Origin of the sequence: Aeromonas sp. 159, assembly GCF_963862045.1 — a bacterium.
Taxonomy (GTDB): domain Bacteria; phylum Pseudomonadota; class Gammaproteobacteria; order Enterobacterales; family Aeromonadaceae; genus Aeromonas; species Aeromonas veronii.
Window position 1 is genome coordinate 111,080 of sequence record NZ_CAWLMI010000006.1, and the last position, 22,419, is coordinate 133,498.

The following is a 22,419-nucleotide window of genomic DNA, read 5'->3' on the forward strand; positions in this document are numbered from 1 at the left end:
GAAGGCATGCCCCCTTACTATAGACTGAATTGATCGCCCAAATAGACGCGCTTGACCTGCTCATCGGCAAGGATGTCAGCCGGTGCACCTTCGGCAATCATCTTGCCGTGGCTGACGATATAGGCCTTCTCACATACGTCCAGAGTCTCTCTGACGTTGTGGTCGGTAATCAAGACGCCAAGACCTCTATCTTTCAGATGCTGAATGATCTTCTTGATGTCTATCACAGAAATCGGGTCAACCCCTGCAAAGGGTTCATCCAGCAGAATAAAACGCGGCTCGGCCGCCAGCGCACGGGCGATCTCGACCCGACGGCGCTCACCGCCGGAGAGGCTCTGACCCAGGTTGTCGCGAATGTGGGTGATATTGAACTCTTCCAGCAGTTGCTGAACCTTGTCCTCACGCTCCTCACGGCTCAACCCCTTGCGGGTCTGCATCACTCCCATCAGGTTGTCGAACACCGACAGGCGACGGAAGATGGAGGCCTCCTGCGGCAGGTAACCGATGCCGTTGCGCGCCCGCACATGCATGGGCTGCAGGCTGATGTCCTGATCGTCGATGGTGATGAGACCGTCATCGCGCTGCACCAGCCCCACGATCATGTAGAAGGAGGTGGTCTTGCCCGCCCCGTTGGGACCGAGCAGGCCGACAATCTGGCCAGCGCCCACTTCAAGGCTGACGTCACTCACCACCATGCGGCGCTTGTAGCTCTTCTGCAGGCCCACTGCTTTTAACACTGCCATGGCTTATTTTCCCTGCTTCTTCTGGTCGGCGGGCTTGTCGAAATTCTCTACCTGATCCGGCAGGAACACGGTTTTGACCCGCTGGCTCGGGCTCTTGCTCTCGGCGATCATCTTCTGTTTGACGATGTCGTAGCGGATCAGATCGCCATTGACCTGGCTATCTTCCTGCTTGAGCTGACCGTTGCCGGTGATGGTCACCAGCCGGTTCTTCAGCTCGTAGCGGATAGTGTTGCCGTGGGCATTGACCGGCTTGCCGTTATCCAGGATCTGGAAGAAGGTGGCGGGCTTGCCGTAGGCAGTCATCACCTCGGCCCCTTTCTCGCCGGAACGGGTCACAACCACCTTGTCAGCCTTGATCCGGATGGTGCCCTGATTGATGGTCACATCCTCTTCGAAGGTGATGCGGTTGTCCTGCATCTCGGCCACCTGTTTGACGGCATCGACGTAGACCTTCTCGGCAAAGTCGGACTCTTTGGCGGTCACCGCACCACACAACAACAGGGTTGCGAGGGCCAGATTAGCGTTTTTCATTGAAATAGATGGCATGGCCTTGATCCAGTAACTCAAAATATTTGCGGTCCAGATGGCCCTTGAGGCCAACCCCTTGGGTCTGGAAATCCCGACCCAGAATGTTCACTTCCCGGTTGCTGCGCACATCCTGTGTCACCAGATCCAGCTCCAGATAAGGGGTATCCAGTGTGGAGATAAAGGAGGTGGGCAGCAGACCATCCAGATGCACCTTGTCCCGCAGGATGACGTTGTCGCCGGTGTTGAGCACGCCGGTTTCGGCGGTCACCTTCCACTCGGCGGCACCCTGATCGTCATACATGTAGACCACCGGCTTGTCGAAGGTGGCCTGCTCGAGGATTTGATAATACTCGGCGTAGGTCGACTCCAACCGCTCGGTGCGCTTGCCATTGATATCAAAACGGGTGGTCACCAGATCTTTGGCGACAAAATCCGGCTGATAGTTTTCGATTTTGGCGGCGCTCTCAGGCACCAGCTCAACCTTGCCCAACTGCCAGGCAACCAGCGCGACCAGAAACAGCAGGGCAAACAACAGGGTCTGTCTGCTCATACCGAAGCCTCGGGCTGGTCATCGGCCCCCCCCTGCGCTTGCAGGATCAGGTCGCACACCTCGCGCACCGCGCCCATGCCACCGCCAAGCCGGGTCACCATATCGGCACGACTCAGCACCAGCGGATGGGCATCGGCCACCGCGATACCCAGGCCGCAAGCGTCCATCACCGGCAGATCGATGGTGTCATCGCCCATATAGGCGGCCTGTTCAGCAGTCAGCCCAAGCTTGGCCAGCAGCGCTTCGAAGTGAGGCAGCTTTTTATCAGCCCCCTGCACCACATGAGACACCCCCAGGCTTTTCATCCGATCGCTGACGATACGGGAGTTGCGCCCGGTGATGATGGCGATCTCGATCCCGGCATTGAGCAGTGCTCGCATGCCCGCACCATCGCGGGTGCAGAAGGTTTTCAGCTCTTCGCCGTTGTTTCCCATGTAGATGAGGCCGTTGGAGAGCACCCCGTCCACATCGCACACCAGCAGGCGGATTTGCGCCGCCTTGTCGAACTGGCTGCGCGTCACCGGACCATAGAGGGTCGGTACGTTTTGCATCAAATTACTCCGGCTTTCAGCAGGTCGTGCATGTTGAAGGCGCCGAGCGGGCGTTTCTCTTCATCCACGACCAGTAATCCGTTGATTTTTCTCGTTTCCATCAGCTTGACGGCTTCTGCAGCCATCATCTCTGGACCTACGGTAACACAGTTGGCCGTCATCACGCGGCTGATGGGGGTGTGATGGATATCGATCTGCTGGTCAAGAATGCGGCGCAGGTCGCCATCGGTAAAGAGCCCGGCCAGCAGGCCATTGCCATCGACCACTGCCGTCATACCGAGCCCCTTGCGGCTCACTTCCAGCAGCGCTTGACTGATGGTGGCATCTATCCCTACCCGGGGCAACAGATCGCCACTGTGCATCAGGTCGCCGACCCGCAGCAACAGACGCTTGCCAAGGGAACCGCCCGGGTGAGAGAGGGCGAAGTCATCGGCGGTAAAACCGCGCGCTTCCAGCAGGGCGACCGCCAGGGCATCGCCCATCACCAGGGTTGCCGTGGTGCTGGAAGTGGGTGCCAGACCCAGAGGGCAGGCTTCTTTCTCCACCTTGATGCACAGGTGCACGTTGGCCTCTTTGGCCATGGTGGAGGCAGGATTGCCGGTCATGCAGATGAGCGGAATGCCGCGGCGCTTGAGTACCGGCAGCAGGGCCAGGATTTCGTCACTCTCGCCGGAGTTGGAGATGGCGATGATAAGGTCGCCGCTGGAGATCATCCCCAGATCGCCGTGACTCGCTTCTCCCGGGTGAAGGAAGAAGGCCGGGGTGCCGGTGCTGGCGAGGGTGGCGGCGATCTTGCTGCCGATATGGCCCGATTTGCCCATGCCGGTGACCACTATCTTGCCACCGCAGCGCAGCACCATTTCGCACGCCTTGTCGAAGGCGTCGTTCAGATACTGATAGAGTCCATCAATGGCTTGCTTTTCTGTGTCCAGCACCGCGCGGGCACTGCGACGAAAATCGAACAGTTCAGACACTTTCTCAGGCTTTACAGACATAAAGACACAGCTCCGGGCCGAAATTAGCTGCGGGATTATAAAAAAGTCTGCCCGGATAAGCGAATCGGATGGCAAGTCCCGCTCTCAATGACGCACTTTGTTACAGAAAACTGTCGTGCAAATGGGCTTGCAGCCTGTTCAATAGTTGTTCCTTGCTGTTGCTTAGACCTAGACTACCCCATAAAATTCGCACCTCATTTACACCGGATGGACAATTGTTTGAACAATGACCTGATCACTATCTCCGATCTGACTTTCAGTCATGGAGATCGGCTGTTGTATGACGGGATCAACCTGACCATTCCTCGTGGCAAGGTGACCGCCGTCATGGGCCCGAGCGGCATCGGTAAAACCACCCTGCTGCGGCTGATCGGTGGCCAGCTCAAGCCGGAGTCCGGTCACATTCTGTTTGACGGGGAAGATATCCCCACCCTCTCCCGTTCGCGCCTCTATGAAGTGCGCAAGCGGATGAGCATGCTGTTTCAGAGCGGCGCCCTGTTTACCGGCATGACGGTCTACGACAACGTGGCCTTCCCGCTGCGGGAGCACTCCGGCCTGCCGGAGGAGCTGATCCACACCATCGTCATGATGAAGCTGCAGGCGGTGGGCTTGCGCGGCGCGGCGAAACTGATGCCCTCCGAGCTCTCCGGCGGCATGGCGCGCCGGGCGGCGCTGGCACGGGCCATCGCCCTTGACCCCGACCTCATCATGTATGACGAGCCGTTTGTCGGGCAGGATCCCATCACCATGGCGGTGCTGGTCAAGCTGATCAAGGAGCTGAACGATGCCCTCGGTATCACCTCCGTCATCGTCACCCACGATGTGAAAGAGGTGCTGAGCATCGCCGATTACGCCTACATCATTGCCAATCGCAAGGTGGTGGCGCACGGCACGCCGGACCAGCTGCGCGAGGAGCACAATCCCGAAGTCGAGCAGTTCCTCAAAGGATTGCCCGATGGTCCTGTTCCGTTTCATTTTCCGGCAGGCGATCTGCTACAGGATCTCTGATGTTGATAAGTCAAATAAGCAAGCTGGGGCGGGTCGGAGTGCGGTTTATCAGCTCCGTCGGTCGCGCCACCATCATGTTGTTCCATGCGCTGGCGGGCAAACCCGAACCGCGCAAGCACTTCCCGCTGCTTGTCCAGCAGTTGTATGTGGTGGGCGTACAGTCGGTGGCCATCATTCTAGTCTCCGGCCTGTTCATCGGCATGGTGCTCTCGCTGCAGGGTTACAACGTATTGAAGGATTTCGGCGCCGAGCAGAGTCTGGGACCGCTGGTCTCCCTCTCCCTGCTGCGGGAGCTGGGTCCTGTGGTCACGGCGCTGCTGTTTGCCGGCCGTGCCGGTTCGGCCCTGACCGCTGAAATCGGCCTGATGAAGGCCACCGAGCAACTTTCAAGCCTAGAGATGATGGCGGTCGACCCACTGCGCCGGGTGGTTGCCCCCCGCTTCTGGGCTGGCGTCATCAGCATGCCGCTGCTGGCCTTTATGTTCAGCCTGATCGGCATCTTCGGCGGCAAGCTGGTAGGTGTGGACTGGCTCGGCGTGGACGAAGGGGGCTTCTGGTCTGCCATGCAGGCCTCCGTCGACTGGCATGAAGACATCATGCAGGGCGCCATCAAGAGCCTGATTTTCGCCCTGGTGGTCACCTGGATTGCGCTCTTTAACGGCTATGATGCCAAGCCGACCTCGGCCGGGATCAGTCAGGCCACGACCCGAACTGTGGTCCACTCATCCCTCGCCGTGCTCGGCCTGGATTTTATACTCACTGCAGTCATGTTTGGATAAGGTAAAGATGAAGTTCAGCAAAGTAGAATTCCTGGTCGGCACCTTCATGCTGGCTGGCATCGGTGCCATTCTGGCACTGGCCCTGCAAGTGGCCGGTTTGAGCTTCAAACCGGAAGGAGAAACCTATACCCTGCGCGCGCATTTCGATAATATCGGCGGCCTGAAAGTCCGTTCGCCGGTCAAGGTCGGCGGCGTGGTGGTAGGCCGGGTCAGCGACATCGTACTGGACCCGAAAACCCAGGTGCCCGAAGTGACCCTGATGATGCAAAAGAGCGCTGGCCAGTTTGCCGATACCAGTTCCCTCTCCATCCTCACCTCCGGTCTGCTCGGCGAGCAGTACATCGGTCTGGCCCCCGGCTTCAGCGATGAGGAGATGGGCACCGAGATGCTCAAGGATGGCGACCTGATTGAAGACACCAAATCCGCCATCGTGCTGGAAGATCTGATTGGCAAGTTCCTCTACAGCCAATCCTCCGACAGCAAATCAGACAGCAAGAAGGAGTAATCATGTTCAAGAAAATCGCCCTGCTGCTGGGTCTGATGACCAGCATGCTCTTTTCCCTGTCTGCCCAGGCCGCAGTCGATGCCACCGACCCCAATGCGCTGGTGGATCAGGCTGCCAAGCAGACCTTTGCCCGCCTGAAAGCCGATCAGGCCCAAGTGAAGAGCAATCCGGATCACCTGCGGGTGATCATCCGCGAAGAGCTGCTGCCCTATGTGGACAACCGCTTCGCCGCCTACAAGGTGCTCGGCAACCAGATCAAGCAGACCACAGAGGCGCAACGCAATGCCTTTGTCGAAGTCTTTACCGAGTACATGGTGAGCTCCTACGCCGACGCGTTGGCCCATTTTGACAAGCAGACCGTCAAGGTCGAGCCGGGCAAAGCTCCCAGCGGCAACATCACCGCCGTCAACGTCAGCGTGAAAGAGGCCGGCAAGCCGGACATCTTCCTCGAGTTCAAACTGCGCAAGAACAACAAGACCGGCGAATGGAAAGCCTTCGACATGGTGGCCGAGGGGATCAGCCTGCTCTCCGCCAAGCAGAGCGAGCTCGGCGGTTTGATCCGCCAGAACGGCATCGATGCGGTGATCGCCCAGTTGCGCGAACACAACGCCAAGCCGCTGGTACTCAAACCATGACCCTCAGCGGTGAGCTGCAGGCGCCACAGGTCAATGACCTGTGGCAACGCCGCGCTGAATGGTGGCAGGACGACCAGCTCGAGCTCGGCGGCGTCACCACCCTCGACTCCGCCGGACTGGCCCTGCTGGTCAAATGGGCCAAAGCCGTATTAGCGCGAGGCGCCACACCGCAACTGGTGGGCGCCTCCAGTGATTTCTATACCCTGGCCAACCTCTACGGGGTGGCCGGGCTGTTTCAATCAACCCCGCTCACAACTGAGGACGCATAATGCAAGTCTCTGAAATTGAAGCGATACTCCTTGAGGCTCTGCCATTGTCCGAAGTCCATGTCAAAGGGGACGGTAGTCACTACCAAGTGATCGCCGTCGGTGACATGTTTGACGGCATGAGCCGGGTCAAGAAGCAGCAAGCCATCTATGCCCCGCTGATGGACAAGATCGCCAGCAACGCCATTCACGCCCTCTCCATCAAGGCGTTCACCGACGCCGAGTGGAAACGCGAACGTAAATTCCTATTGCCCTCCTGATTTGGTAACGAAGTAAAAATGGACAAATTCAAAATCGATGGTCGTTGTACTCTCAACGGCGAAGTGACCATCTCCGGCGCCAAAAACGCCGCGCTGCCGATCCTGTTCGCAACCCTGCTCTGTGATGAAGAGGTTCACCTCTCCAACGTGCCGCGTCTGAAAGATGTGGGCACCACCATCAAGCTGCTGGAGATGCTGGGCGCGACCACCAAGGTCAACGGCAACGTCACCGTGCTGACCGGTGCGGTGAACAACCATGTCGCCCCCTACGAGCTGGTGAAGACCATGCGCGCCTCCATTCTGGCGCTGGGCCCGCTGGCCGCCCGTTTCGGCGCGGCTGACGTCTCCCTGCCTGGCGGTTGCGCTATCGGTGCCCGTCCGGTCAACCTGCACGTCCACGGCCTGGAGCTGATGGGTGCCAAGATCACCATCGAAGATGGTTACATCAAGGCCCGTGTCGATGGTCGCCTGAAAGGCGCCCACATCCTGATGGACATGGTCTCCGTGACCGGTACCGAAAACCTGATGATGGCCGCCACCCTGGCTGATGGCCGCACCGTGATCGAAAACGCCGCACGCGAGCCGGAAGTGGTCGATCTGGCCAACTTCCTCAATACCCTGGGTGCCAAGATCCAGGGGGCGGGCACCGACACCCTGACCATCGACGGTGTCGAGCGTCTGCACGGCGGCAACTACAGCGTGCAGCCTGATCGCATCGAAACCGGTACCTTCCTGGTGGGTGCAGCTGTCACCGGCGGCAAGATCACCTGCCGCAAGACCGACCCGACTCTGCTGGAAGCGGTACTGGTCAAGCTGGAAGAGGCTGGCGCCCTGATTGAGAAGGGTGAAGACTGGATCACCCTCGACATGACTGGCCGCACCCTCAAGCCGGTCACCATCAAGACTGCCCCCTACCCGGCCTTCCCGACCGACATGCAGGCACAGTTCACCGTGCTGAACGCTGTCGCCAAAGGCACCGGCATGGTCACCGAGACCATCTTCGAGAACCGCTTCATGCACGTTCCCGAACTGGTACGGATGGGCGCAGACATCGAACTGCAGGGCAACGTAGCCATCTGCCGTGACACCGAGCAACTCAAGGGTGCCCAGGTAATGGCGACCGATCTGCGCGCCTCCGCCAGTCTGGTACTGGCCGGCTTCGTGGCCGAAGGCTCCACCATCGTCGACCGTATCTATCACATCGACCGTGGCTACGAAGACATCGAGCAGAAGCTGCAGGGTCTGGGTGGCCGCATCGAGCGCATCAAGGGCTGATAGCCTCCTGATCGCTGGCCGATAAAAAGGCCCCCTCGCGTTGGCGAGGGGGCCTTTTTCATGGTTTCGGTTCTGTTGAAACCGGGATCAGTGGCCCGCCAGCTTCATATTCTCTACCAGCACCGAGCCGGTCTTGAGACTGGAGCGCTCATCCTCGTCACGACCCACCGCCACGATATGGCTGAACATCTCGGCCAGATTGCCGGCGATGGTGATCTCTTCGACCGGATAGGCTATCTCGCCATTCTCGACCCAGAAACCGGCAGCACCGCGGGAGTAGTCACCATTGACGATATTGACCCCCTGCCCCATCAGCTCGGTCACCAGCAGACCGGTGCCCATCTCTTGCAGCATGCCTTGAAAATCCTGGCCGGTATTGGAGACCTGCCAGTTGTGGATGCCACCGGCGTGACCCGTAGTGGTCAGCCCCAGCTTGCGCGCAGAGTAGGAGGTAAGCAGCCAGCTCATCAGCTCGCCGTTACGGATGATATCCATGTCGCGGGTACGCACCCCTTCGCCATCGAACGGGGTACTGGCGAGCCCGCCCAGCAGGTGGGGGAACTCCTGAATGGTGAGCCACTCGGGCAGGATCTGCTTGCCCAATTTGTCGAGCAGGAAGCTCGACTTGCGATAGAGGTTGCCACCGCTGATAGCCATCACCAGATGGCCCCACAGGCCGGAGGCAGTGTCTGGGTGGAACAGCACAGGCGCATGGCGGGTAGAGATCTTGCGGGCGCCGAGGCGGGAGACGGTACGCTCCACCGCCTCATCGGCAATACGCTGCGGGCTCCAGAGCCCGTCGAGGGTACGGCTGGAGGAGTAGCCGTAATCCCGTTGCATATCGCCATCCTGCTCGCCGATCAGCACGCAGCTCAGGGAGTTGCGCGACGCCGCGTAGCCTTTGACGAAGCCGTGGCTGTTGCCATAGACCTTGATGCCGAGGTGGCTGGAGAAACCGGCACCGTCGGAGTGCTTGATGCGGGCATCGCGACCCAGAGCGAGTCGTTCGCACTCGATGGCCAGTTCGATGCCGCACTGGGGATCCAGTTCGATTTGGTGACACAGTTGCAGATCGGGGGCATCCCAGGCCAGCAGCTCGGCGTCCGCCAGACCGGCGCAATCATCCGCCGAGGTGTGGCGGGCAATCTCGATGGCCGCTTCAACGGCGGCACGAATGGCGGGTTTGCTCAGATCGGTGGTTGAGGAAGATCCCTTGCAACCATCGCGATAGACAGCGATGCCGAGGGCGCCATCCTTATTGAATTCAATGCTTTCCAGTTCACAACCCCGGGTGTTCACCGATAACCCGGTCTGCTTGCTGATGGAGACTTCGGCCAGCGAGGCGCCCAGTCCTTTGGCTATCTCCAGGGCTTCGGCAACCACGGCCTCGAGATGGGCTTGATCCTGGCGGATTTGGTCTTGCTGATCCATAACTCACATCTGTATGAAAGAAGGAAAGGGGGGTAAGCATATCAGACCCCTGCGCCCAGCGGGAGAAGCTGGTAACATATCCGCCAAACGTGAATGACAGGAATCAAGAGACCGATGAGTCAATATCAAGACGACAACGAGTTCGAAGACTGGGGCCCCAGCAAGAGCCAGCTCAAGCGCGATGCCGAAGCATTGCAGAAAATGGGGGAAGAGATCGTCTCCCTCAGCCACAGCGAGCTGGAAAAAATCCCGTTGGATGAAGAGCTTGCAGAAGCTGTCGAGCTGGGTCGCAAACTCAAGCCGAAGAAGGATGAGTCCTTCCGTCGCCATCTGCAGTTCATCGGCCGCCTGATGCGCAGCCGCGATATCGAGCCGATTGCCGAAGCGCTCTCCATCATCAAGAACCGTCACTCCACCGTGAATGCACGCCTGCATCGGCTGGAGCAGTGGCGCGAACGCCTGATCACCGAAGGTGACAGCGCCCTCAATGAGCTGATGTCCCAGTTCCACGAGCTGGATCGCCAGAAGCTGCGCCAGTTGATCCGCAACGCCAACAAGGAGCGGGAGCTGAACAAGCCGCCGGTCGCCTACCGCGAGATGTACCAGTATCTGCGCGGCGAGATCGAAGACCTGCTGTGATCCCCGAAACACGCCTCCCCTCGGGGAGGCGTGCTTCTATTGATGCCTTTTCCTCTCCACATCCCCCGCCATCCCTGCGCGTTTAATATATCCACCATTTTGCTACCCCAACCATAACGGCTCATCTCAACAGCCCCGTTAAATCGCCGCTTCAGAGCAGTTCAAGACAAATCTGTTAACAACTTGGGATCATTTTGTTTGACATATTGAACGGCCTTGGCAGACTGAAGAGAGGATCCATACCGTCGCTGCCCAGGCTGACCAACGATTCTGTCACTCGGCCCGACGCGGGATCCCATGACCATGCCTTGAGGCATGCCCTTGCCCTGCCGGTTTGCAAGGGCCTGCCCAAGGCGCAGGATGAGACTTCAACGCCAAGGATAATCAAGGTGCCCTATGCCAAATCCCCAGCCTCCCGCCACCCGTAAACCTGTCGTGCTGATGACCATGGGCGCCCAGCCCCGCAACGGCCACGCCTATCAGGTAATGACCCACAAATACATCATGCCGCTGGTGGAAATAAGCGGCTGCGTCCCGCTGCTGGTACCCACCTGCTGCGGCACCGCCGATCTGGAGCAGTATCTGGATCTCGCCGATGGGGTCTATCTGAGCGGCGCCGGTTCCAATATCGATCCGGCCCTCTACGGCCAGGAGAACCTCACGCCAGAAAAACAGCAAGACAGGGATCGCGACCTGTTCGATCTGCCCCTCATCAAGGGGGCGCTTGCCCGTGGTTTGCCGATCCTCGGGATCTGCCGCGGCATGCAGGAGATCAACGTGGCACTGGGGGGAGACATTCATCAGAAGGTCTATAACGAGCCGGGTTATGACGATCACCGGGAGGATGCCGACGATCCGGTCGACGAGCAGTATGGGCCGAGCCATCAGATCAAACTGTTGCCGGGTAGCTGGTTTGCCGAACTGATGGGGGAAGAACAGATTCCGGTCAACTCCCTGCATGGACAGGGCATCAACCGGTTGGGGAAGGGTCTGGAGCCGTTGGCCCACGCCGAAGATGGGCTGATCGAAGCACTTCATGCTCCCGCACTGTCACCCTTTTTGCTGGCAGTGCAGTGGCATCCGGAGTGGAAGGCCAATGAAAACCCCCACTCCATCAAGATCTTTCAAGCCTTTGGCGATGCCTGCCGCCAACGCAGTGCATTGATGGCGGCTAGTTAATCCCTCATCGATTCAGTCGCCAAACCCGCGCGCCTTGAGCTTGGGCAGTCCGCCCCGCTCGGGGCGCAAGGTGCGGCAGATATCCATCCCCTTGAGCCCGCGCTGGATATGGTCAGGCGAATGGCCAAACACCATACCGTTGCTGCGGTAGAGATTGTTGTCATCCAGCTCGAACTTCTCGCCTCCGATCAGCAGCTGCTCGCGGCCATTGACCGTGTCACCCCGCTTGATGGGCACCTTCATGTCGCTCAGCACCTCGCCGGTGGCACACCCCTCGCGCCAGCGCGCCTCGCTGGAGAAGGGGGTAATGGCTATTTCACGCCAGGAGCCATCCCGGAATTCGACCCGATACTTCTCGGCCAGCAGATCGCAGCCAGCCAATGGCAACAGGGCCATCAAACAGATGATTTTCTTTGAAAATTTCACTCAATCGCACTCCTTTGCCCGGTTCTGCACAGGATAAATAAATTGCCGCCCCAACGCACCATTTCCCCGCGCCGCAGCAGCTATGCTGGAAATAAAACCACAATAAGGTGCTGCTATGGCTGGCGAAAACCTCACCGCGCTACCGACGCTGATCTGGATTGGCGAACACCCGTTCTGGACCCTGCTCACCCTCTCCCTAATGCTGATCCACTTCTGGCGCCGTCCGGGACAGCGACGGGAGCTGCTCTCCGAGCTCAGTTTCGTGATGATAAGCGCGGTGGTGATCCTGCTGATCCAGCTGGAGGGGGGCTGGTTCAAACTGCCGCTGCCCCATCAATTGCTGATCGAGATCTCCACCCTGCTGGCTGGCCTGATACTGGTCAAGATATGGGGGATCCTGCTGTTCGAGTTTCTGCTCCCCCTCTGCCATGTGCGGATCCCGCGGATCATCGCCGATATCGTCATCACCATCGGCTATATCGGCTGGGGTCTGTTTCGCCTCTACGCCTCCGGCATGGCGCTCGGGGAGATAGTCACCACCTCCGCGGTGATCACCGCGGTCATCGCCTTCGCCATGCAGGACACCCTGGGCAACCTGCTGGCCGGGGTCTCCATTCAGCTCGACAACTCCATCGCCATCGGTGACTGGCTGCAAGTCGATACCACCCAGGGCCGGGTGGTGGAGATCAACTGGCGTGCCACCACCATCGAGACCCGCAACTGGGAGACTGTCGTCATCCCCAACAGCCACCTGCTTAAACAGCGCTTCACCGTGCTCGGGCGTCGCCGTGGCGAACCCTTGCAGTGGCGGCGCTGGGTCTGGTTCGATCTGACCCTGGATACCCTGCCGACCCAGATCATCGCGCTGATCGAGAAATCCCTGCGGGAGACCAAGCTCCCCTGTGTCGCCAAGCATCCGCAACCGGACTGCCTGCTGATGAACGTCGAAGGGGGCATCGCCCGCTATGCAGTGCGCTACTGGCTGACCGATCTGGCTCGCGACGATCCGACCGACTCCATGGTGCGCAGCCTGATCGATGCCGCCCTGCGCCGCAACGATCGCCGCCTCACCCCGCCGATCTTCAACGTCTTTATGGCCAAGGAGAAGCAGCATCTGGATGCCCGCCACAAGCGCCACACCGCCGAACGAACCGATACCCTGCGCAAGCTGCCGCTGTTTGCCATGTTGCAGGAGAACGAGCTGCTCCAGCTGGCCGATCAGGTGAAGTTCGCCCCCTTCGTCAGTGGCGACATCATGCTGGAGCAGGGAGATGTCTCCAGCTGGCTGTTCGTGCTGGTCAAAGGGGAAGCCGAGATGGTGGTCAATGTCGAAGGGCGAGAGCTGAAGCTTGGTACGCTCAACGCGGGAGACTTTTTTGGCGAACTGAGCCTGCTCACCGGCGAGCCCAGCTCCTTCACGGTGCGGGCGGTGGCCACCGTCGAAACCTATCGCATCAATCAGGCAATGTTTCAGGAGTTGGTGATGCAGCGCGAGGCGCTGGTCGAGCCCCTCTACCGGGTGCTGAGCGACCGCCAGCAGGAGCAGCGGGCCCTGCTGGAGCGGGAGGCGGAAGCCATGAAGCAACCACCACAACAGCTTGATCTGCTTGATAAACTGATGAAGCTGTTCGGCGGAAGATGACGTAGCATGGCATCGTATTGAGGACATGAAGAGAGAACCGCAGCCATGTTACTGACCACCCTGGCCCTTGCCGCCAGCCTGCAATTTGATTGTCCCGCCACCATCGAGAGTCGCCAGCAGCTGCTGACCCCGCAGCAGGGCTGGCAGGCGTTCACCCGCAATGACGATGGCAAACCGGACGAAACCCTCAGCCACCGGCTCGATAATCTGGCCCTGTTCGACGGAGATCCTGCCGAGCTGGCCCAACTCAAACCGGATAATGGCGACAGCGACGAGATCCACTACTGGAGCCAGCTCGATAGCAGTCTGCGCCCGCTCTATCTGGTCTGCCGCTATCAGAACAGCGCCATCACCCTGCAGCAGGCGCTGCCCGTCGGCATCAGCTACTGCCGCGTCAACCAGCGCGATCGCTACACCCTGCTCGGGTTGGTTTGTCGCAAATAGCGGGCGTAACCCCTTGCCATATATCGCTATTCGCTGACAGCCATTACCGCCTGAGCGTGGCCACCCGCCAGCGCCATCAGAGCAGCAGCTCGGCCAGATCCTCCAGAGCCGTCAGCTCCACGTCCGGTAGCAGTTGCAGCTGTTGCCACGGTTGCCGCCGCTCGTTGAGCCAGGCGGCGCGAAAGCCGTGCAAGCGGGCACCCAGCACATCGGTCTCGGGATGATCCCCCACATGGAGGATCTGCTCTGCTGGCAACTTGAGGGTGCTGCGGGTCTGCTCAAACATATCCGGTGCCGGTTTCATTCTGGCGCCCGCCCCCGCCTTGCAGACCAGCGTGAAGTAGTGATCCAGCCCTGCCTGCGCCAGATCCAGATTGCCGTTGGTGATGACCACCAGTGGGTAGCGTTCGGCCAGTCTGGCCAGCAGCTGATGAGTGGACTCGCTCACCTCGATCTTCGAGCGCTCTGCCAGAAACGCAGCAAACACCTGCTCCGCCTCGCGACTGGCATGCTGGTCAGCCATCCCCCCCTCGACCATGGCGGCGCGGATGGTCTGCTGGCGCGCCAGACTGACATCGTGGCGCAGCTCGGGGGAACCGTTCAGCACACTGCGCTTGAGTTCCAGCCAGCGCGGCTTGTCGAGCATGGCGGTGGCCAGATATTCGCTGCGCAGATGGCTCAGCATCCACTGCTCGGCGCGCACGATGGCGGGGCCGTTGTCATAGAGGGTGTCATCGAGGTCAAACGAGATGGCAGCAACCGGCTGCCAGCGGCGATAGAAGTGCATGGACTCTCCTCTGCAACGGGGCTCAGGGCCCGTTATTCATCGTCCTGCGCATCCGAGTCACGCTTGGCCCTGGGGTGGGCGCTGTCGTAAACCTTGGCCAGATGCTGGAAGTCGAGGTGGGTATAGATCTGGGTGGTAGAGAGGTCGGCATGGCCCAGCAGCTCCTGCACCGCCCGCAGATCGCCGGAGGACTCCAGCATATGGGTGGCGAAGCTGTGGCGCAGCTTGTGGGGATGGACGTGGGCGTTGAGCGCCTGCTTGTTGCCCCAGCCATCAAGGCGAGCCTGCACCGAACGGGCCGACAGCCGCTGCTTGCGGCTGGAGACAAACAGCGCCTCGCTCTCGTCCCCGGCCAGCAGCGGGCGCACCTTGAGCCACTTCTGCAGCCACTCGACCGCCATCCGGCCGATGGGCAGCACCCGCTCCCGTGAGCCCTTGCCGGTCACCTTAAGCTGGCGGTCGTCGAGCTTCAGATCCACCAGATTGATCCCCACCAGCTCGGCCAGACGCAGCCCTGAGGAGTACATCAGCTCCATGATGGCGCGATCCCGCACCGCCAGCGGATCCTGCTCGTCGGTGATGTTGAGCAGCTGGTGCATCTCGTCCACATCGAGGTTTTTCGGCAGCGGCCGCCCCTGTTTGGGGGTGACGATGCCACGGGCCGGATTGGCGGTCAGCCGCCCCTGCCGCACCTGCCAGTCACAAAAGCTGCGCAGGGCCGAGACCTTGGTGGAAAGGGAACGAGGAGCAAGGCCCGCCTTGTGCATCCGGGTCACCAGAGTGCGCACCTGACTCGCCTCGAGCCGACCCCAGTCAGTGAGCCCGAGGGCCACCAGCTCGGCGGTCATCGCCTCCAGATGGGCTTGATAGTTATTGCGGGTATGAGGGCTGAGCTGACGCTCGACCCTCAGGTATTCGATAAAGGCCGCCAGCTCGTCCGCCAGTGCCGCAGGCAGTGTCGGTGCGACGACGGGAGCTTTGGCGGGTGCCCTGGCCGGTGTTCTAGCCATGAGTCAACTCGGGCAGACGCAGTTGCAGCAGGCGCCCCAGTTGGCCCAGCAGCAGGGTGTCGTTGTGGGGAGTAAAGTGGCCGGGATCCGAGCTGGCGAAGGCCAGCACACCGAGATCGCCGAGCCGCATCAGGGCCACCGAGTTGACCAGCACATCGTGGCCAAACAGCGCCTGCTTCTCGCTCTGGCTCAGGCGGCCAAAGTAGTAATCCTGCCCCGGCAGACGCTGACCCAGCAGGGATTCGAGCTGCTTGCCCTGTGCCAGAAAACGCTGCTCGGGCCCGCTCAGGGCAAACTTCTTGGGATTGAGCCAGAGCCGCAGCCCGGTCAGGCGCAGCCGCTGGACAAAGGCCTTGCCCATCACGGCACTCACTTCGAACAGGGTCTGGCAACCGTACAGCTCGCCGTAGAGATCGGCATAGACCCGGAAGATCCGTTCGTTCTCGCTGGCGATCCCCATCAATTCGGTGATCTCCTGCTCCAGCTGTTCGATCCGCTCGCGCTGACGCTCCAGCTGGCGCTCGACCAGCGAGACCGACCCTTTGCGTTCATGGGGAATGCGGATCCGGTCCAGCACGGCGGCATGGCGTTGGAAAAACTCGGGATAACGGGCCAGGTACTCCAGCACAGTGGCTTCATCCACCGATTGCTCCTGCCGTTTGAGTTCGCTCATAAATTGGTTGATCCATCAGAGAAATGGGGCTCGCTGCCCCGACATCATGGGCAAAGGGGGCCAACGCCCCCCGTACCTGAACCTTTATCGGCTAAACCTCTATCTGGCCGTCAAACACATGCTCGGCGGGACCTGTCATATAGACCGGCTGGCCCGGCCCCTTCCAGGCGATGGTCAGCTTGCCGCCCGGCAGGCTGACGGTGACCCGCTCCTTGAGCTTGCCCTGACTGATGCCAATCACTGCCGCCGCACAGGCACCGGTGCCGCAGGCCAGGGTCTCGCCACAGCCCCTTTCGAATACACGCAGCTTGATCTCGGTGGCGTTGACCATCTCCATGAAACCGACGTTGACCCGCTCGGGGAAACGCTCGTGGCGCTCCATGATGGCACCGAGCGTCTCGACCGGTGCATCGGCGACCGAAGGCACCTCGATAACGCAGTGGGGATTGCCCATGGAGACCACGCCACACATCACGGTATGCTCCTGCGCCCGCAGCAGATAGGTTTTCTCTGCCTTCTGGGCCCGGAACGGGATCTTGCCCGGCTCAAACTGGGGAACACCCATGTTGACCGTGACCTGATTCTCCCCCTCCAGCTGCAACACGATGCGACCCCGGGCGGTACTGACCGCGATGCGATCCCGGTTTATCAGCCCCTTGAGACGCACGAAACGGGCAAAACAGCGGGCACCGTTGCCACACTGCTCCACCTCGCTGCCATCGGCATTGAAAATGCGATAGTGAAAGTCGAGTTCAGGGTCATAGGGCGGCTCCACCAGCAGCAGCTGGTCAAAGCCGATCCCGAAGTGGCGATCTGCCAGCTTCTTGATGACGTCATTGCTGAAAAATACCTTCTGGGTGACGCCATCCACCACCATGAAGTCGTTGCCCAAGCCATGCATCTTGGAAAAATCTATCAACATCGTGCATTCCTGTGCTGTTAGGGCTGTAAAAACTCACCGTCAACCGTTATGAAATCATTGTCCCAGCCTGCACCATCAGGGCAGCAGGTGCTCACCGCGCCAGAGATCGGCCAACTGCTCACGCTCGCGGATCAGATGTGCTTCGGCACCATCCACCAGCACTTCAGCTGCGCGCGGACGGGTGTTGTAGTTGGATGACATGGTAAAGCCGTAGGCACCGGCCGAGCGCACTGCCAGCAGGGAGCCCTCGGCAATGGCCAGGGTGCGCTCCTTGCCGAGGAAGTCGCCGGTCTCGCACACCGGGCCCACCACGTCATAGATCGCGGGAGCATGGCCGGCACGGCTATCCACCTCGATGATGTTCATCCAGGCGCCGTAGAGCGAAGGGCGCAGCATGTCGTTCATGCCAGCATCGATCAGCGCAAAGTTGCGGGTTTCGCCCGGTTTCAGGTACTCGACCCGGGTCAGCAGCACGCCGGCATTGGCGACGATGGCGCGGCCCGGCTCGAACAGCAGGGTCAGATCCCGGCCCGCCAGCTTCTGCTTGAGCGCTTCGGCATACTCGGTCGGATGGGGTGGCTGCTCGGAACCATAGTTGACCCCAAGGCCGCCACCCACATCCAGATGGTGGATATGAATACCTTCCGCCGCCAGACCATCGATCAGCCGCAGCAGCTTGTCAGCCGCCTCCATAAAGGGATTCAATTCAGTGAGTTGCGAGCCGATATGGCAATCCACCCCGACGATCTCGATGTTCGCCATCGTGGCCGCCTTGCGATAGATGGCTGGCGCCAGCTCGATGGGAATGCCGAACTTGTTCTGCTTGAGGCCGGTGGAGATATAGGGGTGAGTACCGGCATCGATATCCGGATTGACCCGCACCGAGACGCGAGCCTTCTTGCCCATGCTGCCCGCCACCCGATTGAGGCGCTCCAGCTCGGCTTCCGACTCCAGATTGAAGCAGAGGATCTCTTTATCCAGCGCGAGGCGCATCTCCGCTTCACTCTTGGCGACCCCGGAGAAGACCACTTTGGCCGGATCACCGCCCGCCGCCAGTACCCGCGACAGCTCGCCACCGGAGACGATGTCAAACCCCGAGCCCAGACGGGCCAGCAGGTTGAGCAGCGCCAGGTTAGAGTTGGCCTTCACCGCATAGCAGATCAGATGGGGAATATCGCCAGCGGCCTTGTCGAAGGCGTGCCAGTGGCGCTCGAGGGTCGCACGGGAGTAGACGTAAAGCGGGGTACCGTACTGCTCGGCAAGCTGTTGCAGCGGGGTTTGCTCGGCCTGAAGCTGGCCGGCGGCGTCGTAGTTAAAGTGATCCAAGGGGGCGGTTCCTTCCTAGAATGGGTGCGGCATTAGTGCGGCGCGGCCTCGGTGGCAGCCTCAGTGGTCGCAGGCGGTGCTGCTTGCGGTGTACTCTGGCTCTGTGGCTGCTCGGGGGGCGGCATATAGAGCGGCCCCTTCAGACCGCACGCGGCCAACCCGAGGGACAGAAGAGTGGCAAGCAGACACTTGGTGAACTGAGTGATCATAATGGTTCGCTGCGAAAAAATTTTTGGCCCTCTATAATCGCACTCACATTGTTAAAAGCAACAGGATAAACCGATGAAGGATCACGAGTATCACGCCCTGACCGACGCCTTTTTCCAATATGTGGAAGACACGCTCGACGAGGGGTATCCGGATATCGACTGCGAACGCAGCGGCGGCGTATTGACCCTCTCTTTCGAGAACAAGACCAAGGTCATCATCAACAAGCAGGAGCCACTGCACCAGATTTGGGTCGCCACCCGCGAGAACGGCTTCCACTTCGAACTGCAGGGTGACACCTGGATCGACAACCGCTTCGGCCACGAGCTCAAGGCGCTGCTGAGCCAATCCTGCACCGCCCAGGCGGGCGAAGAGGTGGTGTTCCCATGATCGACCTGCACCCGCAGGGCGCCCGTCATGCGGTGATCTGGCTACACGGGCTGGGTGATTCCGGCGCCGGTCTCGCCCCGCTGGTGGAGGCGCTGGATCTGCCCGCCGAGCCACCGGTGCGTCACCTGTTGCCGGATGCCCCCGAGCGCCCCATCACCATCAACATGGGCTACAAGATGCGCGGCTGGTACGACATCAAGAGCTTCGAGGATCCCGCCGAGCGGGCCGTGGAGTCCCATGTCCGTGACTCGGCCAACCAGATTGCCGCATTGCTCGATCAGCTGGTGGCCGACGGGTTTGCCCCCGAGCATATCGTGCTGGCAGGTTTCTCTCAGGGCGGGGTGATTGCCTCCTTCACCGCGCTGCGCTATCAGGCAACGCTGGCGGGCCTGCTCTGCATGTCCACCTATCTGGCAGCCCCCGACCAGCTGCTCGGCGAGATGAGCGAGGCCGCTCGCACCCTGCCCATCTGCTACATGCACGGCATCTATGACGATGTGGTGAGCCTGTCGCTCGGTTGGGATGCCAAGAAGCGGCTGGAAAGCGCCGGACTCGCCCCCGAGTGGCACGAGTACCCGATGCGTCACGAGATCTGCCGCCCGCAGCTGGGCGACATTCGCAGCTGGCTGCTGGCTCGCCTCGGCGCCTGAGCCTCTCCGGTAAAGCAAACGGCCTGCATCTGCAGGCCGTTTTTTATGACGATTCCAACTGGCGGGTCAGCCCACTTCTCGAGCGGGCGGCACCTGTTCGCGCAGAGTGCCCTGACTGCGATAGGGGATCACATCCAGCTCGCCATTCACTTGTACTATCTCGTAGTACTGGGGCAGGTTGAAGTTGATGAACTGCCCATCATCGCTGAACCGCTCGTGATTCGAGGTGTAGAAGCGGTTGACCCCCGCCACCAGCTCATCCTTGTTGCCGGCAAAGTGCTGGTAGATCTCCACCCGGTTCGCCTCATCGAGGATATAGATGTTGGTGCCCGCATCCCGGGTATCGAAGAAGAACTGCACCAAGCCTTCGCTGGCGTAGGCATCGACGATGCTCGGCAGATGCTGGCTGTGGGTCTTGTCGAGCCGCAGCGGCAGGTGATCCAGCTTGTTGTGGGAGATGTGACGGTAAAAATCGATGGCGTTTTCCAGCTTCTTCACCGACACCCCGCGCCGCTCGAAGAAGATGCCGTACTTCTCGCGGCCAAGGGCCATGGTCTTGACCAGCTGCTGCTTGTCGCGGGCAAGGCGCAGGTCGATACACTCCGCCACCAGGGTCTGGAAGCGGGAGCGCACCAGAGAGCGGAAGTGCTGGCTGTAGCAGAACACCTCGATCATCTCGGGGGCGGCGGCATCCTGATGCATCTTGCCGAGGATAGTGGTGAGGGCATCGACCACCGCCTCGTCCCCCTGGAAGTGCAGGGTACGGATCTCGCTCCAGGAGTTGCGATAGACCAGATCCACCGAACCGACCAGACACTCCTGATTGCGACCGAACGAGAAGACATCCACGGTATTGGCGTCAAATTCGATCACCTGACCGACCCAGTGGCTGGTCGGGTCCATCTCCAGATTGAGGAAGATGGAGAGCTGGCGAATTTCGCACGGTCGGCTGAGCGCCAGGTTGGTGGCCAGCGGGTACTTCTCGGGGAAGCAGCCGGAGAGATCGCGGCAGAACTGGTGCAGATTGTCGATGTGCAGATCCGAGCCCTGATTGAACAGGTGCACCCGCGACTGGGGGGTCAGCAGATCGTTGAAGTAGGCCCAGGAGACCAGCTTGCTGATGTAGCCGTTGAACTCGAGCGGCGCGCGACCAATGATGTCCACCGGCTCCAGCGAATGTTTGTAGAGATACCAGCCGGCGCGGTTGAGGCGACCGTGGGGCACCTGCACGAAGCTAAGGTCGGGCTCGCTCAGATCCGGCGCGATCTTGAGGTTCACCCGCTGCACCTTGCCCGGCAGGCTCTCGAACGCGGCGTATAGTTTACGCGACAGGATGCCGATATCTTCCGGGTTGATCGACTCGCTGATGTTGTTGCGGCGGGCGAACTGGATCAGGTTGCGGTAGCTCTGCATCAGGGCTTCCAGCAGCTCGGCGTGAGCGATCTTCACCTCTTCGATCTTCCACTCGTGGCGATGATCGAGTTGATAGAGCTTTTCCTGACTCCAGCCCCAGTAGGAGACCAGCTGGCTCATCTGCTCGCGGCGCCACTCGGGGGAGTGATCATCCTTGGGATGGCTGAGACCGTCGCACACCTTGAGGTAGAAGCAGCGGCGCACCAGATCGAGCCGCGCCATGTCGCCGATGGACTTGAGGTAGTTGGTCACCTTGTCCAGCATCAGACAGTAGTTGTCGAGCCGATAGTGCATCCCCTCGTTGTGCTGGAACCAGTCGCGACCAATCATCGACAGCAGGCGGGTATTGGGATACTCGTGCGAGTAGGCTTCCATCAGCACCGACTTGAGCACCGCCTTGTAGGGGGAGTCGATCCCCTTGTAGAGCTGCCACAGGGCGGAGCCGAAATACTCTTCGGCCGGAATACGGTCAAAACTGCCTAGATCGAGCCAGTCGTCCTGCTTGAGCTTGCCGCTCTCGAACAGCTCGTTCACATACGCATCGTAGTGATCATCACACTCGGTGGGCACCAGATACCAGATCAAGCGTTTGCCCGCGATACGCATGGCACTGCGGTAGAACTCGTCGAGCAGCAGCAGGTGCTGGGCACTGCCGCAGCTCTCCCCCTGCATCTGGGCATCGTTGGTCTGGCGGAACTTGTCTTCCGGGATCAGGAAGAAGTTGAGATCGACCCCGCGCTGTTCGGCCCACTTGGAGAGTTGCTGGCATTTCAGCTCCAGCAAATCGAGCCGCTCCTGAGACAAACCGGCCACGTGGCAGACCCAGATATCGAGATCGGAGTGACAGCATTGACCGATGGAGGAGGTGCTGCCCATGGAGTAGAGCCCCTGAATGGCCCGATCATGGGTGGCAAGACCACTCTGACAGTTGGCGTTGCGACAGAGGTCATCGATGAAGGCTTGCTGCTCGGCGGTGGCGCTGAAGCTCCAGATGCCATGAGGGACATCACCGGAGACATAACCGGGCAGCAGGGGATGATTGAAGTGCAGCATGACAGGCAGCAGTTGGAATACCTGCTGCCCATAGCGACTCATGAGGCCTAACGCCCGTTGCGTCTTGAGACGGGTAATGTCGTCATAACGCGCAACCAGCGTATCGATGTGTTCCTGCAATGCCCTGCCTAT

General features: G+C 60.3%; 27 protein-coding genes. 13 read left to right on the top strand and 14 right to left on the bottom strand.

Features of this window, described 5'->3' with window-relative positions; all coding sequences use genetic code 11:
- Positions 1-17: 17 nt before the first annotated feature.
- Genes lptB through AACR14_RS01385 form a run of 5 tightly spaced genes read right to left on the bottom strand, consistent with a single transcriptional unit; the run spans position 18 to position 3,367 of the window.
- Positions 18-743: an LPS export ABC transporter ATP-binding protein gene (gene lptB / locus AACR14_RS01365; protein ID WP_019444845.1), complete on the bottom strand. Its 726-nt coding sequence runs from the start codon at positions 741-743 to the stop codon at positions 18-20.
- A gap of 3 nt (positions 744-746) precedes the next feature.
- Complete coding sequence (gene lptA, locus AACR14_RS01370; RefSeq protein ID WP_026034862.1) at positions 747-1,274, bottom strand: lipopolysaccharide transport periplasmic protein LptA; 528 nt, start codon at positions 1,272-1,274, stop codon at positions 747-749.
- Positions 1,261-1,821, bottom strand: a complete 561-nt coding sequence (gene lptC / locus AACR14_RS01375) for an LPS export ABC transporter periplasmic protein LptC (protein WP_019444847.1) — start codon at positions 1,819-1,821, stop codon at positions 1,261-1,263. The genes lptA and lptC overlap by 14 nt, the downstream gene beginning before the upstream one ends.
- On the bottom strand, positions 1,818-2,372 hold the full coding sequence (kdsC, locus tag AACR14_RS01380; protein WP_019444848.1) for a 3-deoxy-manno-octulosonate-8-phosphatase KdsC: 555 nt from the start codon (positions 2,370-2,372) through the stop codon (positions 1,818-1,820). The genes lptC and kdsC overlap by 4 nt, the downstream gene beginning before the upstream one ends.
- The gene (locus tag AACR14_RS01385) at positions 2,372-3,367 is read right to left on the bottom strand and encodes a KpsF/GutQ family sugar-phosphate isomerase (RefSeq protein ID WP_005336342.1); all 996 of its coding nucleotides are present in this window, start codon (positions 3,365-3,367) and stop codon (positions 2,372-2,374) included. The genes kdsC and AACR14_RS01385 overlap by 1 nt, the downstream gene beginning before the upstream one ends.
- Before the next feature lie 207 nt (positions 3,368-3,574).
- On the opposite strand from AACR14_RS01385, the gene mlaF reads away from it, so the two are divergent.
- From mlaF to murA, 7 genes are read left to right on the top strand one after another with little or no spacing between them, the layout of a single operon-like run.
- The gene (gene mlaF, locus AACR14_RS01390; protein WP_005336343.1) at positions 3,575-4,375 is read left to right on the top strand and encodes a phospholipid ABC transporter ATP-binding protein MlaF; all 801 of its coding nucleotides are present in this window, start codon (positions 3,575-3,577) and stop codon (positions 4,373-4,375) included.
- On the top strand, positions 4,375-5,154 hold the full coding sequence (gene mlaE / locus AACR14_RS01395) for a lipid asymmetry maintenance ABC transporter permease subunit MlaE (RefSeq protein ID WP_005336345.1): 780 nt from the start codon (positions 4,375-4,377) through the stop codon (positions 5,152-5,154). The genes mlaF and mlaE overlap by 1 nt, the downstream gene beginning before the upstream one ends.
- A 7-nt stretch (positions 5,155-5,161) precedes the next feature.
- The gene (mlaD, locus tag AACR14_RS01400; protein ID WP_019444849.1) at positions 5,162-5,659 is read left to right on the top strand and encodes an outer membrane lipid asymmetry maintenance protein MlaD; all 498 of its coding nucleotides are present in this window, start codon (positions 5,162-5,164) and stop codon (positions 5,657-5,659) included.
- Between the two features lie 2 nt (positions 5,660-5,661).
- The gene (locus tag AACR14_RS01405; RefSeq protein WP_019444850.1) at positions 5,662-6,294 is read left to right on the top strand and encodes an MlaC/ttg2D family ABC transporter substrate-binding protein; all 633 of its coding nucleotides are present in this window, start codon (positions 5,662-5,664) and stop codon (positions 6,292-6,294) included.
- Complete coding sequence (locus AACR14_RS01410; RefSeq protein ID WP_005336352.1) at positions 6,291-6,563, top strand: STAS domain-containing protein; 273 nt, start codon at positions 6,291-6,293, stop codon at positions 6,561-6,563. The genes AACR14_RS01405 and AACR14_RS01410 overlap by 4 nt, the downstream gene beginning before the upstream one ends.
- Complete coding sequence (gene ibaG / locus AACR14_RS01415; protein ID WP_005306001.1) at positions 6,563-6,820, top strand: BolA family iron metabolism protein IbaG; 258 nt, start codon at positions 6,563-6,565, stop codon at positions 6,818-6,820. Before AACR14_RS01410 ends, ibaG begins: the two co-directional genes overlap by 1 nt.
- A gap of 18 nt (positions 6,821-6,838) precedes the next feature.
- Entirely contained in the window at positions 6,839-8,095 is a 1,257-nt protein-coding gene (gene murA, locus AACR14_RS01420) for a UDP-N-acetylglucosamine 1-carboxyvinyltransferase (RefSeq protein WP_005336355.1), read from the top strand.
- Between the two features lie 87 nt (positions 8,096-8,182).
- On the opposite strand, the gene pmbA is transcribed toward murA, so the two are convergent.
- Positions 8,183-9,526, bottom strand: coding sequence for a metalloprotease PmbA (gene pmbA / locus AACR14_RS01425; protein ID WP_019444851.1), 1,344 nt, complete (start codon positions 9,524-9,526; stop codon positions 8,183-8,185).
- Positions 9,527-9,640: 114 nt separating this feature from the next.
- Here pmbA and yjgA point away from each other — a divergent pair, with 114 nt between their 5' ends.
- Positions 9,641-10,165 (top strand): ribosome biogenesis factor YjgA, encoded by a 525-nt coding sequence (gene yjgA, locus AACR14_RS01430; RefSeq protein ID WP_019444852.1) that lies wholly within the window; start codon positions 9,641-9,643, stop codon positions 10,163-10,165.
- 396 nt (positions 10,166-10,561) lie between these two features.
- A complete protein-coding gene (locus AACR14_RS01435) occupies positions 10,562-11,344 on the top strand; it encodes a gamma-glutamyl-gamma-aminobutyrate hydrolase family protein (protein ID WP_019444853.1) in 783 nt (260 codons plus the stop codon).
- A 12-nt stretch (positions 11,345-11,356) separates the two neighbouring features.
- On the opposite strand, the gene AACR14_RS01440 is transcribed toward AACR14_RS01435, so the two are convergent.
- A complete protein-coding gene (locus AACR14_RS01440) occupies positions 11,357-11,740 on the bottom strand; it encodes a hypothetical protein (RefSeq protein ID WP_040069030.1) in 384 nt (127 codons plus the stop codon).
- Between the two features lie 145 nt (positions 11,741-11,885).
- On the opposite strand from AACR14_RS01440, the gene AACR14_RS01445 reads away from it, so the two are divergent.
- Together AACR14_RS01445 and AACR14_RS01450 are read left to right on the top strand one after the other, a co-directional pair.
- Positions 11,886-13,412 (top strand): cyclic nucleotide-binding domain-containing protein, encoded by a 1,527-nt coding sequence (locus AACR14_RS01445; protein WP_005356684.1) that lies wholly within the window; start codon positions 11,886-11,888, stop codon positions 13,410-13,412.
- A gap of 45 nt (positions 13,413-13,457) precedes the next feature.
- Positions 13,458-13,856, top strand: coding sequence for an STY0301 family protein (locus tag AACR14_RS01450; RefSeq protein ID WP_019444854.1), 399 nt, complete (start codon positions 13,458-13,460; stop codon positions 13,854-13,856).
- A gap of 76 nt (positions 13,857-13,932) precedes the next feature.
- Here AACR14_RS01450 and AACR14_RS01455 read toward each other — a convergent pair whose 3' ends face one another.
- From AACR14_RS01455 to lptM, 6 genes are all read right to left on the bottom strand, one after another.
- Entirely contained in the window at positions 13,933-14,643 is a 711-nt protein-coding gene (locus tag AACR14_RS01455; protein WP_019444855.1) for an HAD-IA family hydrolase, read from the bottom strand.
- Between the two features lie 32 nt (positions 14,644-14,675).
- Complete coding sequence (gene xerC / locus AACR14_RS01460) at positions 14,676-15,653, bottom strand: tyrosine recombinase XerC (RefSeq protein WP_019444856.1); 978 nt, start codon at positions 15,651-15,653, stop codon at positions 14,676-14,678.
- On the bottom strand, positions 15,646-16,326 hold the full coding sequence (locus AACR14_RS01465) for a DUF484 family protein (protein ID WP_005336370.1): 681 nt from the start codon (positions 16,324-16,326) through the stop codon (positions 15,646-15,648). The genes xerC and AACR14_RS01465 overlap by 8 nt, the downstream gene beginning before the upstream one ends.
- 91 nt (positions 16,327-16,417) lie before the next feature.
- Positions 16,418-17,248, bottom strand: coding sequence for a diaminopimelate epimerase (gene dapF / locus AACR14_RS01470; protein ID WP_005336371.1), 831 nt, complete (start codon positions 17,246-17,248; stop codon positions 16,418-16,420).
- A gap of 75 nt (positions 17,249-17,323) precedes the next feature.
- Positions 17,324-18,574 carry a diaminopimelate decarboxylase gene (lysA, locus tag AACR14_RS01475; RefSeq protein ID WP_019444857.1) on the bottom strand — a complete coding sequence of 417 codons (1,251 nt, stop codon included), beginning with the start codon at positions 18,572-18,574 and terminating at the stop codon, positions 17,324-17,326.
- 32 nt (positions 18,575-18,606) lie between these two features.
- Positions 18,607-18,783, bottom strand: a complete 177-nt coding sequence (gene lptM / locus AACR14_RS01480; protein ID WP_019444858.1) for an LPS translocon maturation chaperone LptM — start codon at positions 18,781-18,783, stop codon at positions 18,607-18,609.
- Positions 18,784-18,856: 73 nt separating this feature from the next.
- On the opposite strand from lptM, the gene cyaY reads away from it, so the two are divergent.
- Together cyaY and AACR14_RS01490 are read left to right on the top strand one after the other, a co-directional pair.
- A complete protein-coding gene (gene cyaY / locus AACR14_RS01485; protein WP_019444859.1) occupies positions 18,857-19,171 on the top strand; it encodes an iron donor protein CyaY in 315 nt (104 codons plus the stop codon).
- Positions 19,168-19,821: an alpha/beta hydrolase gene (locus AACR14_RS01490; RefSeq protein ID WP_019444860.1), complete on the top strand. Its 654-nt coding sequence runs from the start codon at positions 19,168-19,170 to the stop codon at positions 19,819-19,821. Before cyaY ends, AACR14_RS01490 begins: the two co-directional genes overlap by 4 nt.
- Positions 19,822-19,887: 66 nt before the next feature.
- Here AACR14_RS01490 and AACR14_RS01495 read toward each other — a convergent pair whose 3' ends face one another.
- Positions 19,888-22,407 carry a class I adenylate cyclase gene (locus AACR14_RS01495; protein WP_019444861.1) on the bottom strand — a complete coding sequence of 840 codons (2,520 nt, stop codon included), beginning with the start codon at positions 22,405-22,407 and terminating at the stop codon, positions 19,888-19,890.
- Positions 22,408-22,419: the final 12 nt, after the last annotated feature.

Bases quoted from the DNA above. Each gene is read 5' to 3' on its own strand.
- lptB (WP_019444845.1), bottom strand. From the start codon at position 743: ATGGCAGTGTTAAAAGCAGTGGGCCTGCAGAAGAGCTACAAGCGCCGC.
- lptA (WP_026034862.1), bottom strand. From the start codon at position 1,274: ATGAAAAACGCTAATCTGGCCCTCGCAACCCTGTTGTTGTGTGGTGCG.
- lptC (WP_019444847.1), bottom strand. From the start codon at position 1,821: ATGAGCAGACAGACCCTGTTGTTTGCCCTGCTGTTTCTGGTCGCGCTG.
- kdsC (WP_019444848.1), bottom strand. From the start codon at position 2,372: ATGCAAAACGTACCGACCCTCTATGGTCCGGTGACGCGCAGCCAGTTC.
- AACR14_RS01385 (WP_005336342.1), bottom strand. From the start codon at position 3,367: ATGTCTGTAAAGCCTGAGAAAGTGTCTGAACTGTTCGATTTTCGTCGC.
- mlaF (WP_005336343.1), top strand. From the start codon at position 3,575: ATGGACAATTGTTTGAACAATGACCTGATCACTATCTCCGATCTGACT.
- mlaE (WP_005336345.1), top strand. From the start codon at position 4,375: ATGTTGATAAGTCAAATAAGCAAGCTGGGGCGGGTCGGAGTGCGGTTT.
- mlaD (WP_019444849.1), top strand. From the start codon at position 5,162: ATGAAGTTCAGCAAAGTAGAATTCCTGGTCGGCACCTTCATGCTGGCT.
- AACR14_RS01405 (WP_019444850.1), top strand. From the start codon at position 5,662: ATGTTCAAGAAAATCGCCCTGCTGCTGGGTCTGATGACCAGCATGCTC.
- AACR14_RS01410 (WP_005336352.1), top strand. From the start codon at position 6,291: ATGACCCTCAGCGGTGAGCTGCAGGCGCCACAGGTCAATGACCTGTGG.
- ibaG (WP_005306001.1), top strand. From the start codon at position 6,563: ATGCAAGTCTCTGAAATTGAAGCGATACTCCTTGAGGCTCTGCCATTG.
- murA (WP_005336355.1), top strand. From the start codon at position 6,839: ATGGACAAATTCAAAATCGATGGTCGTTGTACTCTCAACGGCGAAGTG.
- pmbA (WP_019444851.1), bottom strand. From the start codon at position 9,526: ATGGATCAGCAAGACCAAATCCGCCAGGATCAAGCCCATCTCGAGGCC.
- yjgA (WP_019444852.1), top strand. From the start codon at position 9,641: ATGAGTCAATATCAAGACGACAACGAGTTCGAAGACTGGGGCCCCAGC.
- AACR14_RS01435 (WP_019444853.1), top strand. From the start codon at position 10,562: ATGCCAAATCCCCAGCCTCCCGCCACCCGTAAACCTGTCGTGCTGATG.
- AACR14_RS01440 (WP_040069030.1), bottom strand. From the start codon at position 11,740: ATGGCCCTGTTGCCATTGGCTGGCTGCGATCTGCTGGCCGAGAAGTAT.
- AACR14_RS01445 (WP_005356684.1), top strand. From the start codon at position 11,886: ATGGCTGGCGAAAACCTCACCGCGCTACCGACGCTGATCTGGATTGGC.
- AACR14_RS01450 (WP_019444854.1), top strand. From the start codon at position 13,458: ATGTTACTGACCACCCTGGCCCTTGCCGCCAGCCTGCAATTTGATTGT.
- AACR14_RS01455 (WP_019444855.1), bottom strand. From the start codon at position 14,643: ATGCACTTCTATCGCCGCTGGCAGCCGGTTGCTGCCATCTCGTTTGAC.
- xerC (WP_019444856.1), bottom strand. From the start codon at position 15,653: ATGGCTAGAACACCGGCCAGGGCACCCGCCAAAGCTCCCGTCGTCGCA.
- AACR14_RS01465 (WP_005336370.1), bottom strand. From the start codon at position 16,326: ATGAGCGAACTCAAACGGCAGGAGCAATCGGTGGATGAAGCCACTGTG.
- dapF (WP_005336371.1), bottom strand. From the start codon at position 17,248: ATGTTGATAGATTTTTCCAAGATGCATGGCTTGGGCAACGACTTCATG.
- lptM (WP_019444858.1), bottom strand. From the start codon at position 18,783: ATGATCACTCAGTTCACCAAGTGTCTGCTTGCCACTCTTCTGTCCCTC.
- cyaY (WP_019444859.1), top strand. From the start codon at position 18,857: ATGAAGGATCACGAGTATCACGCCCTGACCGACGCCTTTTTCCAATAT.
- AACR14_RS01490 (WP_019444860.1), top strand. From the start codon at position 19,168: ATGATCGACCTGCACCCGCAGGGCGCCCGTCATGCGGTGATCTGGCTA.